Source organism: Parabacteroides goldsteinii, assembly GCF_020091425.1.
GTDB lineage: Bacteria > Bacteroidota > Bacteroidia > Bacteroidales > Tannerellaceae > Parabacteroides > Parabacteroides goldsteinii.
Map to the genome: position 1 here is coordinate 4,254,006 of NZ_CP081906.1, position 16,645 is coordinate 4,270,650.

Annotated in this window: 13 protein-coding genes and 1 pseudogene; 5 read left to right on the top strand and 9 right to left on the bottom strand. The window is 37.7% G+C overall.

Translation table 11 applies throughout. The features are described from left to right. Positions 1 to 26: 26 nt before the first annotated feature. The 4 genes from K6V26_RS18385 to K6V26_RS18400 all read left to right on the top strand — a co-directional run bounded on the left by K6V26_RS18385 (position 27) and on the right by K6V26_RS18400 (position 3,947). On the top strand, positions 27 to 1,331 hold the full coding sequence (locus K6V26_RS18385) for a hypothetical protein (RefSeq protein ID WP_224263514.1): 1,305 nt from the start codon (positions 27 to 29) through the stop codon (positions 1,329 to 1,331). A 12-nt stretch (positions 1,332 to 1,343) separates the two neighbouring features. Beyond that, complete coding sequence (locus tag K6V26_RS18390; RefSeq protein ID WP_224263515.1) at positions 1,344 to 1,670, top strand: hypothetical protein; 327 nt, start codon at positions 1,344 to 1,346, stop codon at positions 1,668 to 1,670. A 75-nt stretch (positions 1,671 to 1,745) separates the two neighbouring features. Beyond that, the gene (locus K6V26_RS18395) at positions 1,746 to 2,975 is read left to right on the top strand and encodes a 6-bladed beta-propeller (RefSeq protein WP_224263516.1); all 1,230 of its coding nucleotides are present in this window, start codon (positions 1,746 to 1,748) and stop codon (positions 2,973 to 2,975) included. Positions 2,976 to 3,344: 369 nt separating this feature from the next. Further along, on the top strand, positions 3,345 to 3,947 hold the full coding sequence (locus K6V26_RS18400; protein WP_224263517.1) for an RNA polymerase sigma-70 factor: 603 nt from the start codon (positions 3,345 to 3,347) through the stop codon (positions 3,945 to 3,947). A gap of 106 nt (positions 3,948 to 4,053) precedes the next feature. Here the strand turns inward: K6V26_RS18400 and K6V26_RS18405 are convergent, their stop codons facing one another. Both K6V26_RS18405 and K6V26_RS18410 read right to left on the bottom strand, forming a co-directional pair. Then, the gene (locus K6V26_RS18405; RefSeq protein ID WP_224263518.1) at positions 4,054 to 5,352 is read right to left on the bottom strand and encodes an outer membrane beta-barrel protein; all 1,299 of its coding nucleotides are present in this window, start codon (positions 5,350 to 5,352) and stop codon (positions 4,054 to 4,056) included. Beyond that, the gene (locus K6V26_RS18410) at positions 5,349 to 5,900 is read right to left on the bottom strand and encodes an RNA polymerase sigma factor (protein WP_007655089.1); all 552 of its coding nucleotides are present in this window, start codon (positions 5,898 to 5,900) and stop codon (positions 5,349 to 5,351) included. Before K6V26_RS18410 ends, K6V26_RS18405 begins: the two co-directional genes overlap by 4 nt. Before the next feature lie 277 nt (positions 5,901 to 6,177). On the opposite strand from K6V26_RS18410, the pseudogene K6V26_RS18415 reads away from it, so the two are divergent. Further along, positions 6,178 to 6,549: pseudogene (locus K6V26_RS18415) on the top strand (DUF302 domain-containing protein); the annotation flags it as partial. A gap of 61 nt (positions 6,550 to 6,610) precedes the next feature. Here K6V26_RS18415 and lepB read toward each other — a convergent pair. The 7 genes from lepB to K6V26_RS18450 form a co-directional block, all read right to left on the bottom strand. After that, positions 6,611 to 7,309, bottom strand: coding sequence for a signal peptidase I (lepB, locus tag K6V26_RS18420; RefSeq protein ID WP_224263519.1), 699 nt, complete (start codon positions 7,307 to 7,309; stop codon positions 6,611 to 6,613). Positions 7,310 to 7,313: 4 nt separating this feature from the next. Beyond that, on the bottom strand, positions 7,314 to 8,516 hold the full coding sequence (locus K6V26_RS18425) for a 6-bladed beta-propeller (RefSeq protein WP_224263520.1): 1,203 nt from the start codon (positions 8,514 to 8,516) through the stop codon (positions 7,314 to 7,316). Between the two features lie 27 nt (positions 8,517 to 8,543). Beyond that, a complete protein-coding gene (locus K6V26_RS18430) occupies positions 8,544 to 9,149 on the bottom strand; it encodes a hypothetical protein (protein WP_224263521.1) in 606 nt (201 codons plus the stop codon). A 4-nt stretch (positions 9,150 to 9,153) separates the two neighbouring features. Then, a complete protein-coding gene (locus K6V26_RS18435; RefSeq protein ID WP_224263522.1) occupies positions 9,154 to 10,353 on the bottom strand; it encodes a 6-bladed beta-propeller in 1,200 nt (399 codons plus the stop codon). Between the two features lie 100 nt (positions 10,354 to 10,453). After that, positions 10,454 to 10,885, bottom strand: coding sequence for a hypothetical protein (locus tag K6V26_RS18440; protein ID WP_224263523.1), 432 nt, complete (start codon positions 10,883 to 10,885; stop codon positions 10,454 to 10,456). Between the two features lie 17 nt (positions 10,886 to 10,902). Next, the gene (locus K6V26_RS18445) at positions 10,903 to 12,192 is read right to left on the bottom strand and encodes a hypothetical protein (RefSeq protein WP_224263524.1); all 1,290 of its coding nucleotides are present in this window, start codon (positions 12,190 to 12,192) and stop codon (positions 10,903 to 10,905) included. Positions 12,193 to 12,925: 733 nt separating this feature from the next. Further along, complete coding sequence (locus tag K6V26_RS18450) at positions 12,926 to 16,531, bottom strand: glycoside hydrolase family 38 N-terminal domain-containing protein (RefSeq protein WP_224263525.1); 3,606 nt, start codon at positions 16,529 to 16,531, stop codon at positions 12,926 to 12,928. Between the last annotated feature and the right edge of the window lie 114 nt (positions 16,532 to 16,645).

The following is a 16,645-nucleotide window of genomic DNA, read 5'->3' on the forward strand; positions in this document are numbered from 1 at the left end:
CAATCCTTGTAAACTTTAAATATTGTATGAAAAAAAACACTACATTCGACACTGTTTGGCCTTATCTGATGCTCATACCAATAGTTATATTGGTATATTGCCCAGTAATAAACCATAATTTTCTGTATCAATGGGATGATCAATGGGTTGTGATGAATCATTACACCACAGGAGGAATAAATATTAATAACTTATGGTATATACTAACTGATTTTTACCATGGCCAATATGCTCCTTTTAATGAATTGAATTATTTGTTGTTACATACTTTATTTGGTTATGATTCTTCATTTTTTCATCTTACCAGTCTATGCTGGCATTTAGCTAATGTTTGTTTAGTTTATCGATTCTTTATTATGCTATTGAGTAAGAGTAATGTCTACATTGAGTATAATATTAGAATTATAGCCTTTTTCACCGCATTACTATGGGGAATTCACCCGGTCAATGTAGAATCTGTAGCATGGCTTAGTGCCTCCAAAGTTTTAATATATACGTTTTTTTATTTGCTGTCTTTACTTTGTTATCTAAAATATGTGCAAAATCGACGAAACACATATTTTCTGTTAACTCTGTTTTTCTTTATCTGTTCGTTCTTAGGAAAAGAACAGGCTGTCACATTACCGGTTTGTTTACTTCTCATAGATTATTTTGTCGGCAGAGATTTTCATAATAGAGAACTATGGGTAGAAAAAATCTCTTTTTTCTCTTTGTCTTTATTAGGAGGGATTCTAACAATCCTTTCACAAGGAAGCGAAGGAGAGGAACTTATTTATTCGTTGGATTACCGAATTCTATTTGCCTGCTATACAACATTCGAATATATGGTTAAATCATTTTTACCTGTAAATTTATCATACATATATCCATTCCCTGTATTACCGGAAGAGTCTATTCCTTTACGTTTATGGTTTTATCCTATTATAGTGTTGACAGGATCTGGAATGTTATTTGTTTACAGGAAAAATAAAATTGTAATGTTTTCCATTTTATTTCTGGTTCTACATGTTGCAGTAGCCTTACATCTAATTTCAATATCCCGTTTTACCATAGTAGCTGACCGCTATCTTTATTTAGGATGCATAGGAACTTCTTTTTTAACAGTTTGGATTTTTTTTCATTTAATTCAAGCCTTATCAGAGAAATGGAAAAGGTTACTTATTTCGGCTTGTTTTGCTTTATATCTAATTTATTTAGGTACTTACTGTTTCTCCTACACAAAAGACTGGAAAGACACAGATACATTAAAAAGTCATGTTAGAAAACTAATTAAAAATAGAGAAAACAGTTCTCCTTTAAAAAAGCATGGAGAACCATTCAATAATAACTAATAAATAATTGTTATGAAAAAGAAAAAAGTATTTGTAACATTAGGAGCAATAGTTCTAATGTTAGGTTTAGTAATGAATGTTCAGTATGCACTAGCTGATTACGGTATTGAAACAAATTCTTTACCGATTATGGTATTAGCTCAATCCGGAGGAAGTGGTGGTAGTACCAGTTCGAATGATTATGGACATCAACATCAAGAAGGGATAAAGTGTAGTATCGAAACTGTTTATGGTAGTACTACTACTATAAAAACGACTACAGGGGAACATTATTGGTGTGATGACACTAATTTGGTTGAGAGATGTGTAAATTATAACCCATGCGATGGATTTTATTGAAAATGAATAGTATCTGCCGATGGGCTATTCCCATCGGCAAACTTTGTAAATGTCAAATCATTTAGATAAAAAATTATGAATGAACGATTTATTCTATTTTGTATTATAATACCATTCTTATTTTCTTGCAAAAAAGAAAAAGAGAAATCTGTGGTTACGGAGAAAGATCAGTCTGAAGTATCTCTGCTTGCTCCATCACTGGAAAATGTAAAAGAAATAAAATTGAATCCTCATGGAAAAGGTTATTTCTATGATGAATTGATAGATAGTGTTTCTTTCGTAAAACTGGAGACTACGGATGAGAACCTGATTGGTCATATAAACTATTTATTATTTACAAAAGATAATATTATTGCGGTGGACAGAGGAAACTCAAAGACAGTCACTGTTTATGATAAACAAGGACGGTTTTTGAACAAAATTTCACGCTTGGGACAAGCCCCGGACGAATATGCATTTTTAAGCTATGTGACCTTAACTCCTGATAGTTCTCAAGTGGTAATCATGGATACAGGGAATATGACTCTGAAATATTTTTATCTTAATGACAATGGAGGGCAATTAACAGGCTCTTCTTTAGCAAAAACAGAACATCGTCCCTATACATTCTCTAATATGGAATTTATAACGGATCAGCTTGTGATTGGATATTATGATGCAGGAAATGAAATTCCAGGCACACCGGATAAACCGACATTTATAATAACGGATTTGAATGGAAAAGTATATTATTCACAATACAAAAGTTATTATAGTAATAAATTCCACTATTCCACAGGGTATCCCCTTCATCGATTTGGCTCAAATATTTATTTTAATCCTCCTTTCAATGATACTATATTTGAAGTTAACAAAAATAGTTTTAAAGCAAAATATGCATTTAATATAGCAGGGGGTAACCATTTACATATCGATGAGACAACAACTGATGACGATTTTAGAGAACAAATGAGAAACATCGATTATTTCAATAGTCATTTTATTGATTTAAAAGATGTCGCTGTTTTTCATTACATGAGTAATGTCGATTATTTAACATGGGGAGTATATGTAAAATCAGAGGATAGAACCTATGAAAACAATGGAAAATGCAAAAATCCACTATTTAGCTTTTTTCATATTCCTTGGTTTTATTATGGAGATAATACAATCGTTGTTCCGGTTAGTGCCAGCAAGATTGTGGGAGCTAGAAATGATATACTCAAAAAATGCGATTCAAAGTTAGCTGAATTATTATTAGATGGTCTTACGGAAGATGATAATCCGATCTTATTATTTTATCACATGAAAACGAAAATACAATAAATTGAGCAGAAACTAAAGAAATTCATATCTTCTGTTTATATTTGCAAATGATATGCAGACAGGCAAAGCGTTGCCGGATGCAACTTATTAGCAAAACATAAGCGTTTAAAGATATTATCCTGTATCTGAAATCTCGACAATTTCAATCTTCATGGATAATAGACAACAAAACGCTCATGTTCTTTTCCTTGTTATACACTGACAGGTATATTATGTACTTGTGTATTCAGGATAAAGAGCGTGAGTCTGTTGTTTATATCATGAAGATGGGCAGTCGAGAGCCTCAGATGCAGATATATCAACAGTTCTCACGCTTCCTTTATATAAACCATCCACTTCGGGAACTGATGGATAAAACTCCATTGGACTATGGGCCGATCTTTTCTGATACAGCAACTAAAGAATGGCAATGAAAAAGCCTTTGAACAGATAGTTAAATCTTACTGGCCTCGTTTATATGCATTTACCAATATTTATGTGATAAACAAAGAGGCAGCAAAAGAAATTGTACAGGATACCTTTCTGGTCCTTTGGGATCAAAGAAAGATTCTGGATGATAATACCTGCCTGATCACTTATCTGATGGTTGTCAGCCGTAATAAATGCCTAAACTATCTAAAAAGCCTGCAACTAAATACAATACCGATAGATGATCTGAATGAATATACCGTTTATCAAAGGAGCAATATATATGTCCTTGAAGATGATTCACTGGAAATACTTATTACAAAGGAACTGAACCAGGCAATAGCAATCTCGTTAGAAAAATTGCCAATGCGGACCAGAGAGATTTTTATGCTAAGCCGATACAGCGGTCTTAGAAATAAAGAAATTGCAGATCAACTGGAAATTTCAACAAAAAATGTTGAATACCATATCAACAACGCTTTAAAACAACTGAAATGTGATCTTATGAAGGACTATTTTACTGTTGCCATCTGCATTCTCCAATTTATTTGGATGAAAAAATAAACGTAACTTAAGATTAAATATACACATATAAAAGAAAGAGCAGAGCCTCCCGTCGGAAACTCTGCTCATCTTTTTTCCTGTACAGGAAATCAACATCACCTAGTCATCAAAAAGCAAATCTCACGCCGAACTGTACCGATGCACAGAGTGGCTGCTCTTTCCGGATCGTCTCAACCACACTCTTATCATCAAAATAATAGGCGATACCGGGTTCGGCATAGATACTAACGGGTTTTGCTATATCATATTGTACGCCAAGCGCTGCTAAAGCAGAAAACTGTACTTTATCAACATCAAGGTCTGTCTTACTTTTACGCTGACGGACGTTATTCAGATAATAATCCGTATTCAGACTGCCATCCACACACATCTCCGCCATAGCACCGGCAGAAGCGTAGAATGACAAACGGTCTTTCTTCCAGATCGTATAATTCACCTTCAAAGGTATTCCCAGATAATGCAGGCGTTGTTCCTGTTTATAGAAATCACCTTCACCGGCAGTCAACTCCGAAGAAAGGAAAGTATAAATCAATCCGCTCTCCAAAGACAACCGGTCGCTTATCCGCTTCTTAACCGAAAGGCCGGCAGACAAAGGATATCTGTGCTTCATCTTCGTTCCGGTCGATTTCTGATAATTCGCAGCAGCAATCTTCTCAAACATTGTAAAGTCTGCCGGATCCCGGAAGTTAGGAGCATTCGACGCCACATCTTTCATGTAGTCGTCAAATGTCCCTGAACCCGGGTTATTATTCACACTTACATCCGAACGGGGTGCCGCGTTAAACATCTGCAATCCTCCTGTGGCAGAGGAATAGCGGTCAAACATATTCCCGGCATACAAACTAAAACTCCATCCTTTAGCAGAAGGAGCCGGTTTCACCGGTAACGGCTCGTAACTCTTCTCCGGAACATATTCGTACTGCCCGCTTTCCACTACGGAACGGTTATTGTACGAATTACTTTCCGTCGCATGCTCTTCTCCTATCTCCGCATGAAAATAAGCGGAAATAGACATGTAAACCTCCGATACTACCTGCGACAAGTCTGGCAACTGCGGTTCAGCCGTTTTCACTGTAGCCGCCAGTTTTTTCACTACCGGTTGCGGTTTGATCGGCTCTACTGGCACAACCGGAGCAGACGGACTCTCCACTTTTTCCGCAGGAAGAACGATATCCGACAAGACCGGCTCTATCTCTTTATCTATCCCCATAAAGTAAAGAGCAGAACCTAAAACTGCCAAAAAAGACACTGCTGCCGCCAACCAACGATAAGGGAAGCGACGAACTTCAGCAGGAGCCGGAGCGAACGCAGCTTCCAGCCTCTCCCAGCCATCCTCCGGCAACGGCAGACGGTATTCAACCGACCGATTCCGGTATTCCTCTATTAATTTATCTTCCATTTTCATCTTCCGGCTTGTTTCTGAATGTAATCGTTTACTTTCTTTACCAGCATTGCTTTTGCCCGGCATAGTTGTGACGATGATGATCGTTCGTTTATATGCAGAAGCTCGGCAATCTCTTTATGACTTCGTTCTTCAAATGTATATAAGTTAAACACGGTGCGATATCCCGTTGGTAACTCCTGGACGAATTGCATCAGGACCGACGTCGGGATCTGTTCGATCTCCTCCGGAGGCTCTTCTTCTGTTTCAGCAATAATATCAAGGGGGACTACTTGTTTGAGGACATCCTTTTTCCGAAGGTACTCCAACGCCGTATTTACAAATATACGGCTCATCCACGCTTTCAAACTCCCTTCTCCGCGATACGAAAAACTTGAGCAAGAGGAGAATACTTTCAAGAATCCGTCATGCAACAGATCGTAAGCTACGTCCATACCTCCTGTGTACCGGAAGCAAATGCTTAACATTTGTTCCGCATAAGTATCGTAGAGTTCTTTACGGGCTGCATTCACACCCCGCATACACTGCTTTATCAGTTCTGCTTCACCCATCAACGCCGCGCGTGTTTATTATATAAATGTAATGACTGCGGGAATACTGCATGCGATTTCAAAAATTTTCTGCCAAAGTAGTAAAATAATACGGAAAATTGACAAATCAACAGGCAAAACTGTTATCTTACAAAGCATCTCATTCCGCTATTTTTGTAAAATAATGATATATAATAAAAGGTATAACATGAGAAAGTATTTATCTATTCTGGCAGGGCTCCTGTTTGCAGGAGTGGTGCTGGCACAAAAAGGAGCAAATAATATGAATAATCAGGCAAGCAAATTCAGTGTAGACGAAACGATGGGACGGATCGAACAAATCCTTCAGAAAATGGATATCCCGGTATTCGCCAAATTCGATCATCAGAAAAACGCAAAAGAAGTAGGGTTAGATTTACACCCGAACCAGGTTATTGTCTTCGGATCTCCGAAGGTAGGAACAAAGCTGATGCAGGAAAACCCGGCCATCTCTATTGAGTTACCTCTTAAAATTTCTGTTTGGGAAGATAAGAACGGTAAAGTATGGACTTCTTTCCCTCAAATGGAACGCTTGGCATCGGAATATGGGCTGGAAAAAGAACCGGTTATCGGAAAGATGCAGGAATTACTGGAAAAGATTGTCAATCAATCAACCGATAACAATAAGTAACGAACAAAAAGATCTTCTCTCCCGTACTTGACTGTTGTAATGTCAAGTACGGACAAATATCTCAATGCAAACAATGAAACAATCTGAAAAAGCGAAATCTGCAAAATTCCTTCTGATCACAATCGATCGAAAACAGCACACGGTCGACCTTTCCAACCACAGAACTCTCCGGAATATAACCAAACGATCTACTGTCGTAAGATTCGGAGGAATTATCCCCTAACACAAAATAGTAATTCTGCTTTACCCGGTAACAGGAATCACTTCTACCATTTATATAGATGTTATTTTTCCTCATAAAGGAAGAGACATACTCATTATCAAGTATTTTCTTCAAACTCGAATAATTCTCCCTATTAAAAGTAATAGTATCTCCGGCAGAAATAACTCCTGCAACCCTTTTCACCAACAAAATATCAGGTCTTTCAGGACTATTAAAAACAATGATATCAGAGATGCAGGGACTTCTAAAACCTTTTATTCTACGATACCCCCAATTTGTTCCTCTATCTTTTTCCCGTAAAGTCCTGTTCCATGTAAACACATTTATTAATGGAATATCACTCCAACGAACAGGCAAACGAGCACCATAAGTCAATTTATCTATCCACAACCAATCTCCGATAAGAATTGTAGGCTCCATACTCGAAGACGGCACAAGACAGATCTCTCCCCAAAAAACTCTGAAGAATACACATAAAATTATAAATAGTAGACCTATAACAGATATTTTTTTCATTCTTTCATTTTCAGAGGACATACAACTAAAATTTTAATTCATAAAAGAACAAGATCGGATTACTGTCTTCTGTCAAGCCTTTGTAAAATTCATCTATTTCCTCTTTTTTCCCAAGTTTGTATAGTTCATCTTTACAAGCAAGAGCAATATCCGAACGAGCATCAACAACTACCGTATTATCACCATAACGAGCCTTCGGCGCATCAAAAAAGCAGAAAAAAGGACTATAACGAAAGCCATCACAACAAAAAGTGCGCTGTTTAGCATTAGAATAAATACCAAAACGATAACCGGGAAATCCTGATTCAAAAATATGAAATATAGCGCCATCCTTCAATTCGACAAAATCTCCATTGAAAAATGGGTTATTCCGGCGTTGTTCTCTCAATAGATCATTTGTTATATCTTCATTTAATATCATTGGTTTAGCTCCTTTTATATTCAGATGATAAGCTAACTCAATACCATTAGGAGTCAACAAAAAGATAGAATCTGTATTTGGATTATTGTACAATACACGATCATTAAATTGTCGAATAGGTTCTAATATAGTACTCGTATATTCTTTTTTATAATAACTTTGAAATGCTGAATTAGAGACATTACCAAACAAGTCTGTGATAACCAAGAGAGGCTTATAATTTTTATTTTCTCCAGGTATAACTGTTCCTCCTGACCAAAAACCTGCAATCAAATTATCTGTTAAAAACTCACTCTCACTGAACCAGTAAGGAAGTTTTACTGATTTTACGTAGATTCCACCTATACTATAATATTTTAGACATCCACTCTTCAAATCTGTTATGACAAGCATTTCTTTCCCCGGGGTGAAAGCGACATGATCCAACGATCCATACTCCATTAGTCCTTGTACCAATGTACCTATTTTGTATAAAAAATGTCCCTTCCCATCATAGACTGTTATTGTTTTAGATTTCTCAGCATCCACTATAATAATTTTGTCATCAACAAACAAAATTTGAGAAATACCTCCAACTAGATTATCACCTGTAGTTTCCAACTTTACATAGCTGACTTTAGTCATTAAACTATCGAATGGTAAGCAATCTTTATTTAAGTCAATATTCACCTCTACAGACTTCTGGTGACTTATCATAGAAGCTACTGGAACAGAGTTATCAATCTTTTCCTGAAGTTTCTGAGAAGATTTATGACATGACCAAAAAGAAATAAAGACCAAAGCAATTCCTAATATAATTTTATTCATCTGTTATATAGTTATTTGATACAACTTCTATTTAAAATATCTATTTTCTATTAGTTCGAAATAAGTATTTGCAATCTGAGGTTCATATTTGTCTGGGACAAAAACATGACTTGTCCGCATTGTACTATCCAACATAAAGCAATAAGGAAAATTTATCCGCTCACAGGATATCGGCAGTTTATCGACTAGATAAACTGGATATTTAATATTCAAACGATCTACCAATATTTTAAGTGCTTGCCGATTTGGATAAGAAGCGAATAACAGAATTCTTTTGTTGAAAAGATCACTATTATACAATCTCATTACTTTAATCAGCAGAAAGCGAACACATTCTTCACAATTTGTTTCCGCAAATCGAATAATCAAACAAGGCTTATCTGTTAAAATTTCAGGCAGACCAACTTCATTCTTATTCAAATCATAAACCACAGTAGTTGTATCTAAAATAGAATTATCATTATAAACACCTATTTTAAAATTATTTTCCAGTACTTCTATTAATCTATCATCCTTTACAGATTGTTTTTCGGCAGTCAACGAAGCTTTATCTTTGAACAGGTTCAAACATATCACACTCAACAATATGTCAACCAAAAGTAAAATAGCAATTATTACTTTCACTTTATACATAAAACTAAAATTTTAATTCATAAAAAAATAAGACAGGATTACTATCTTCTGTCAAGTCTTTGTAAAACTCATCAATCTCCTCCTTCTTCCCTAGTCTGTATAATTCATCTCTATAGGCTAAAATAATATCCGGACGCATATCTACAACTACTGTATTATCTTTATAGCGGGCTTTAGACTCCAATGTAAAGAAATAGAAGAAAGGATTTTGGAGAAGTCCATTACAACTAAAAGTACGCTGTTTGGTATTAGAATAAATACCGAAACGATACCATTTCAGACCTAATTCATAAATATAAAAAATAGCACCATCTTTTAATTCTATAAAATCACCGTAAAAAAAAGGATTATTCTGATGCTGTTCATCCAACAGTTTATTTGTAATATCTTCATTTTGCACTATAGGCTTAGCCCCCTTTATATTCAGATGATAAGCAAGTTCAATACCATTGGGTGTCAACAGAAAAATAGAATCTGTATTTGGATTATTGTACAATACTCGATCCTCAAATTTCCGGAGCGGTTCTAAGATACTACTCGTAAATTCCTTCTTATAATAACTTTGAAAATTAGAACATGAAATATTCCCCCACAAATCCGTAACTATCAGCAGAGGCTTATATTTTTTATTTCTTTCTGATATAACATTTCCTGCTAAACTAAATCCTGCAATCAGATTATCTGTAATAAATTCACAACGACTAAACCAATAAGGTAGTTTCACCGATTTCACATAACGCCCATCTATACTATAATATTTTAGACGTCCACTCTTCAAATCTGTTATGACAAGCATTTCTTTCCCCGGAGTAAAAGCTACATGATTCAACGCTCCATACTCCATTGGTCCTTGTCCAAAGGCTCCTATTTTATATAAATAATGGCCTTTTTCATTATAAACTGTAATTGTTTTAGATTGTCCAGCATCTACTATTATGATTTTGTCATCTACAAACAAAAGTTGAGAAATTTCTCCTATAAGATTATCACCTGTAGTTTCCAACTTTACATAGTTGACTTTATTCATCAAGCTATCAAAAGGCAAGCAATCATTGTTCAAATCAATATGAACTTCTATTGGCTTTTCTATATTTCTTAAAAGAGAAATCTCCTCCTTATTATCAGAAAAATTGGGGGAACTTTTCCTACAAGATGAAAAAAGTACAATTAAAGTAAATAAAAATAATAAGATATTTCTTTTCATGTCCAATTCGTATTATAAATATAATAATTCAAATTACATCGGACAAGTATTTTTTAAGCTAATTATCAACTCAAAAAACACTTGTCCAAGATAATCTCTATTATCTACAAGGATTAAAGTTTACACAGACTTCTACCATGTTAGTAGCATCTTCACAATATAGCTTTTTGGCATCATACTCTTCAGTTGTAGTTACCGTTGTAGTTGTCGTATTTCCACTAGAACTACCTGTACTACCGGATACTCCACCAGAAATACCTCCACATCCTGCTGAAACACCTCCACTTACAGAAGAAGAATTTCCAGAAGTCGTAGTTGTAACCGTTGTTGTTGTTTTTACACAGTGAGCAGTCGATTCTCCTTGACGCCCATAAGATTGATCTCCTCCCGAATTACTCGCTTGTGCCAACACAAATAAATTCAATGAGTTACTCTTTAATCCATAATCATCCAGTGCGTATTCAAGATTCAAACCCAGCCCCATTAACAGAGCTACCACACCAGCTAAAGAAATAATGTTTTTCTTTTTCATAATGTAAAATATTTATATTAATAATTCGACTCAACCGATTCTGACTGAGCCTGATTTTTCTCTTCTGTTTCTCTCTCTTTCAACAACTCATTGATATGCAGCTTAACAGTCTCTGTATTTTCCCAACGTGTTGAGTAGATATATGTATATCCTCCCAAATAGAAACTATACATTAAGAAAGCAACAAGTATCCCCTTCCATTTATACTTATTTCTCCATTTACTTTTTAACCAGACGAGCATGACCACAACTAAAAAGATTATTCCAATATTACTCATATACGAATATCGGTCTGCCACTATGGCTTGTCTGGATGTGGAAATAATATTTAAGGCAACCAATAGGTGAATGACAAAGAAACATGCACCAAAAAGTAATAACTTATTTTTCCTATTAACCCATAACCAGGAAATTATACAGATCACCAACAATGGATAAATCCAGAACCTTACAGGCAAACTCTCTCCGGGAAGAATCGGAAACGGATATAAATAATTTAACCCGATGGGGAATAACGACTTTGTTAAATATTCAAAGAGTGTATAACAGGCCAAAACAATACGTTGTCCGAATGGAAAAACAGGAGCATCTCCTCCCCCAGCCTGAGAGAGGATCGTAATTATTCCAAAAAACAAAGACAATATGAAAAATGGGAGTTTCTCAACCCATAATGCCTTTTCTTTCAAATTCCGATGGCAAAACCAGTCTATGAGTATCAATAACAAAGGAAGTGTAACAGCCTGCTCCTTCGCCAGAAACGAAACGGCAAATAAAAAAAGAGTCAGCAGATAATCCTTTTCCTTCATCGTTTTAATATACCGTAGATAGCAAATGGTAGCCAATAAATAGAAAAAACTATATATCAAAATCTTCACAGCACTGACCCATGCTACAGACTCTACATTAAACGGATGAATAGAAAAAATAAACGCAGTCAAAAAGGCAATCAGATGAATCTCTTTATTTGAAAAACGGCCATGTGTTTTTAATAACTCTACAATAAACAGTCCGGTCAGACAAACACACCCTAAATGCCAACACAGATTCGCCAAATGAAACCAAAAAGGATTATAACCGAAGAAAGTATATAACGTGAGGAAATTCATCTCCATGACAGGAGCATACTGTCCTGCATGGAAATCAGTACAAATATGCCACAGATTATTCCAACTCCAACCTCCGACAGTATACTGATTCATTACGATAACCTGATCATCCCAATAATAAAGGAAATCGGCTTGAAGAACTTTAAAATAAACAAGTACACAGACTAACAGTAAAAGACAAAAGGCTATTCTTCTTTTCATAACAGATTTTTTAATTATATGAATTTAAAGAAGAACAACTTTTTCTCAATTTACCCTAGCTGAAAAAACGAAAAAATGAGTATTACATGAATAAAATATAAGCACGCCCATATCAGAGCAAAGGATAGTAGAAAAAACACTATTATTTCCGGATTCAAATACAATTGTATTTGTAACTAAATACTTAAGTATTTGAAATCAAAAACAACTGTTTTCTGAGTTAAATTGAATATAGCATGAATCCGTTTGTTAGTTGGCTCCACCTCTCTATGTTATTGCATGCTATTGCTTTCAGCTTTCAGTCAGCTACGAATGGAGTGTTTTTCAAAGTATCCGGCTGAAGGGATGAAACTGTAAAAAAATGTATACGAAAATTCAAGGTAAAATAACGACTGGCAAAACATAGGACTTTTGTCTTCAAAACATATATGTTTCGTTATCAAAAGTCCTGACTTAACATTTCGAAACACCTATGCTTTACCAGCGGACTACTATCCGTAGATGAATGGATAACTATTGGTAGACGAACGAATAACCAGCCATCGGCATTTTAAAAGCCTAAACATACAACCCTTCATTTCAGTTCTTTATTATTCAAGGCTGCCATGCGAATGAAACCTGAAAGGAGAAGTGTACAAACTTTTTCGGAGAGCAAAAAAAGCGTCTGAATCAGAATAAAATCCGATTCAGACGCTTTAGTTTAATAAATTAATATGTTTTGTCAGACAATTCGTCAATAAACCTCCAACTCATAAATACGGGCGTCACGACTACCTGTATCCTGCGACGGCTGGGCGATCAACAAACGGATATAACGGACTGATTCCGGTTTTGTAAGCAAACCGGTTACTTCATTCTTACGGTTGTCATCCAGGCGTCCTAATGTTTTCCATTCTTCCGACAAACTGTTCTTTCCCTGAAGGAAACAAGTACGGGTCACATAAGAATGGCTTTCCTGTCCGGCATTCACCAGCTTCCAACCGCTGACATTTTTTGTTTCACCCAGATCGAAGTCTGCATAATTAGGCACGCCGGTAATATCACACCATTTCGTCTGCGTATCACCGTCGATCATGCATTCGGGAGATTCTTCCTCATTGACGAAACCGGAACAGGCAATCACTTTCGCCCCTTTCATCAGATTGACTTTCGGAGCATTTGCCTTATCGCCCTGCTGAGGTTTCAATGCCGTACGGAATAACCCGGAGGCAGGAGTCACCTGCGGATTCTCTTCTTTCACCACTGTTGCCGCAAATAGCACGATATCTTTATTATCCGGTAAAACCAGTTGGGTCGCCCCTTTGGGAATATCCATACCAAATTTAAACATATAGGTATATTCGTATGCTTCGTCTCCTTCCGGAGCATGGCGGTGAGTTCCGACATAAGCAATTTCTGCCTCTTTCAGGAAACCTTCCGTATGCCCCAGATGTCCCCATTGACCGATAAAGCCGGTATATTCGGGAACTGTTATCGCATGTTCCGTTTTTCCCAGTCTGAAAGTTCCTTCGCTATCACCTTCCCTCGATGCAGCCAGGAAGTAAATGCGGTTATAGCTGTCACCTGCCGGTAGTTCTATCGTGTCTCCTTTACAAGTCAAACCGTTTACAGCCTCTTTTTCACCCAACCTGAAAGGAATGGAGCTGACAACGATCGAATCAGGAAGTAATTCTGCGGCATAAGAGTAACCGGAAGCAAAATCGGCTTCACGACGGAATTCATTCCAACTGACACATTTCTTGTTATAATTCAAAGGCAGACTCGCATATTGCAGTTTGTCGACCGAAACATCCGATGGTTTGAGCTTAACCTTGAACGTCTTCACCGAATTGGGTTTAACAGATACCTGTAACTTATTACCAGTGAAACTAGCTTTACCAATCGTCTTCTCCGTTCCGTCCGCTTCGCTTGCACTGACAATGGCATCGGCAAAAGAAATTTCGGCAGTCTGTTCCTTTACTCCACCGATTTCATAGACACGAACCACCAATTCGTCGGATACCTGGGCTTTCTTTAATGTCTTGATAACGACACTTGTGTTATCCGAATTGACAAAAGAGAAAGATTTACCCAGACGACCGGCATGTTTGTTGGCGGCAAATGCCATGATCGGTTGGTTCAACTTATCGGCACAGACACCTGTTTGTGCTTTCCCGAATCCTCCCGAATGAGGCAACAGACTATAAGTAAATGTATGATAACCGAAGTCCTGACGATCCTGATAAGCATAACCGCCTTTGGTTTCCGGCGTATGAAGCAAAGTCAACCGGATTGTATGATCATTCGGTTTATCCCAACCGTACTTACTGTCATTCAGGACAGATACACCATAGGAACCGTTTGCATCCGTCAGGTCTGCCCAATACTGTGCATATACTTCATAGGCTGTTTGCGTATTATTTCCTCTTTTAACACTTCCGATACCCAAGTCATAGGTTGCTTCGGGATTTGAGACACTCAACGGGAACTCAGCTTTCAGCAGAGCATTGGTCGACTGCCAGTCTATTTCATTGTAGAAATCAATACGGTCGGCACGGCTACCTTCATACAAACGGATATATTGTTTGAATACGGACTGTCCGTGACGTTTCTCTATACAAAGGGATTTCCTCAACTCTCCGTTCTCGATCTGAGAGATCTTTACATCTTCGGTAATAGAGACTGGTTCTTTGTCTATCGTCTCTTTCATAATCTCCCAGGCAGGCCAGTTATACGATTTGTTTTCTGTAAAAAGAGCCAGACGGATCGCCTTACCTTCTTTCACCAGTTCTTTATTGTTCTTTTTATCGAGAAGAGAGACGATATCTCCTTTTCCGTCCAGACGGATCTTATACATGGAGTTTTCCAATGCGTTCGCTTCAGCTGAAACCATACGGGTTGCCGGTCCACCTTCACGAACATCGTAAACGGCATAACCACTTGCCGGAACGGAAGCTGCGATCAGCAAACGGGCTTTCCCATTTTCATAAGAAAGCATCTGGGCCGCAACTTTCTTTCCTTTATCGTCATAAACGGTAAATCCTTTCGGTGACTTCGGCATATCCAGCACAACTTCCGCCAGGTCGGTTACCGGAAAAGAATGGGCATTGTAAAGTATAACCGGAATACCTTTTACACGGGTATCCAACTGACCGGCAACCGCACTCACAGAAGAAGTCAGTACACCGGCAAACTGTTTGAGAGAGATTAGTTCGTCGTTCCATGAAAATTCATAGGCTCGGGGAATACTTGTACCCGTCAGGTCGTCATGAAACTGGTGAACGATAAAGCGTTTCCAGGCATCAGTCAATGTATTCAACGGATAAGCGGCAGTTCCCAACCAATCTGCGGCAACGGCAGCATTCTCGGCGGCATTTGCCAGTACTTCGTTCTGACGGTTATACAATTTCATGGCAGCTTCCGAGGTATAGCAACCCGTACCGTGCACGTCCATCAACAATTCGCCGTCAAAAACCGGCAGTTCAGGATGTTTGTCATAAGGCATAAAGTCCTTGAACATTTGGTCGCTGGTGGCGCTGATCACTTCCACCGGGCCATCGCCTTTAATACCTTTTTCAACGGAACGGACAGAGGCGAGATTTGGTGAACCGCCCGTATCTCCTGTTCCATAATAACGATAGACGATATTGAAGGGATTACGTTTGCTGAGTTCCAGCAAATAGTTACTTTCGGACAGATCTTCATCTTTCCATCTTCTGCCATAATCATAACCATGAGCCAGCATGATGGAAGCACCGTCCACTCCCTTCCACAAACCGATCATGAAAGGATGTTTGCTTTTTCCGTAAAAGGGATGGTTACGCCAGTCTAGTTTCTGGGAGGAGAAGCCGATCAGACCGCAATGGGCAGCGATCGTCGGCAATGTCCAGCCAAAACCAAAACAATCTGGCAGGAAGATATCCGTGCTCTCCACTCCGAACTCTTTCCGGTAATACTCTTGTCCGAGCAGAATGTTGCGGATAAACGACTCGGTAGAAGGCACCAGCACATCCGTTGCATCCCAGCTACTGCCGGAGATATGCCAGCGGCCGTTCTTGATATACTCTTTCATTTCCTCATACTGCGCCGGATAATATTCCTTCATCCAGGCATATTTCACACCACCTTCAAAATTGAATACATAGTCGGGATAGCGTTTCAACAGGAACAGATTCTGACTGAGCGTATTCCATACATACTCTTTGATCGTTGTCTGGATATCCCAGTTCCATTGGGTGTCCAGATGGGCGTCGGCTACCATATAGGCCTTCGCCTTTTTGTCTTGTTTGTCGGTTTGGGCAAACGAGGCATTCCCGCCCGATAGGATTGCGAGCGAAAGGATTGCTACTGATAATTTCATTTGTCTAAAAAATTAAGTTTACAAATGTATAATGAATTATTTAACTTCAACGGATCTATTGATAAAAAAAGCCTGCCGCTCAATTGAAACAGCAGGCTTTTCATCAAATTAAAA

Bases quoted from the DNA above. Each gene is read 5' to 3' on its own strand.
- K6V26_RS18385 (WP_224263514.1), top strand. From the start codon at position 27: ATGAAAAAAAACACTACATTCGACACTGTTTGGCCTTATCTGATGCTC.
- K6V26_RS18390 (WP_224263515.1), top strand. From the start codon at position 1,344: ATGAAAAAGAAAAAAGTATTTGTAACATTAGGAGCAATAGTTCTAATG.
- K6V26_RS18395 (WP_224263516.1), top strand. From the start codon at position 1,746: ATGAATGAACGATTTATTCTATTTTGTATTATAATACCATTCTTATTT.
- K6V26_RS18400 (WP_224263517.1), top strand. From the start codon at position 3,345: ATGGGCCGATCTTTTCTGATACAGCAACTAAAGAATGGCAATGAAAAA.
- K6V26_RS18405 (WP_224263518.1), bottom strand. From the start codon at position 5,352: ATGAAAATGGAAGATAAATTAATAGAGGAATACCGGAATCGGTCGGTT.
- K6V26_RS18410 (WP_007655089.1), bottom strand. From the start codon at position 5,900: ATGGGTGAAGCAGAACTGATAAAGCAGTGTATGCGGGGTGTGAATGCA.
- lepB (WP_224263519.1), bottom strand. From the start codon at position 7,309: ATGTCCTCTGAAAATGAAAGAATGAAAAAAATATCTGTTATAGGTCTA.
- K6V26_RS18425 (WP_224263520.1), bottom strand. From the start codon at position 8,516: ATGAATAAAATTATATTAGGAATTGCTTTGGTCTTTATTTCTTTTTGG.
- K6V26_RS18430 (WP_224263521.1), bottom strand. From the start codon at position 9,149: ATGTATAAAGTGAAAGTAATAATTGCTATTTTACTTTTGGTTGACATA.
- K6V26_RS18435 (WP_224263522.1), bottom strand. From the start codon at position 10,353: ATGAAAAGAAATATCTTATTATTTTTATTTACTTTAATTGTACTTTTT.
- K6V26_RS18440 (WP_224263523.1), bottom strand. From the start codon at position 10,885: ATGAAAAAGAAAAACATTATTTCTTTAGCTGGTGTGGTAGCTCTGTTA.
- K6V26_RS18445 (WP_224263524.1), bottom strand. From the start codon at position 12,192: ATGAAAAGAAGAATAGCCTTTTGTCTTTTACTGTTAGTCTGTGTACTT.
- K6V26_RS18450 (WP_224263525.1), bottom strand. From the start codon at position 16,531: ATGAAATTATCAGTAGCAATCCTTTCGCTCGCAATCCTATCGGGCGGG.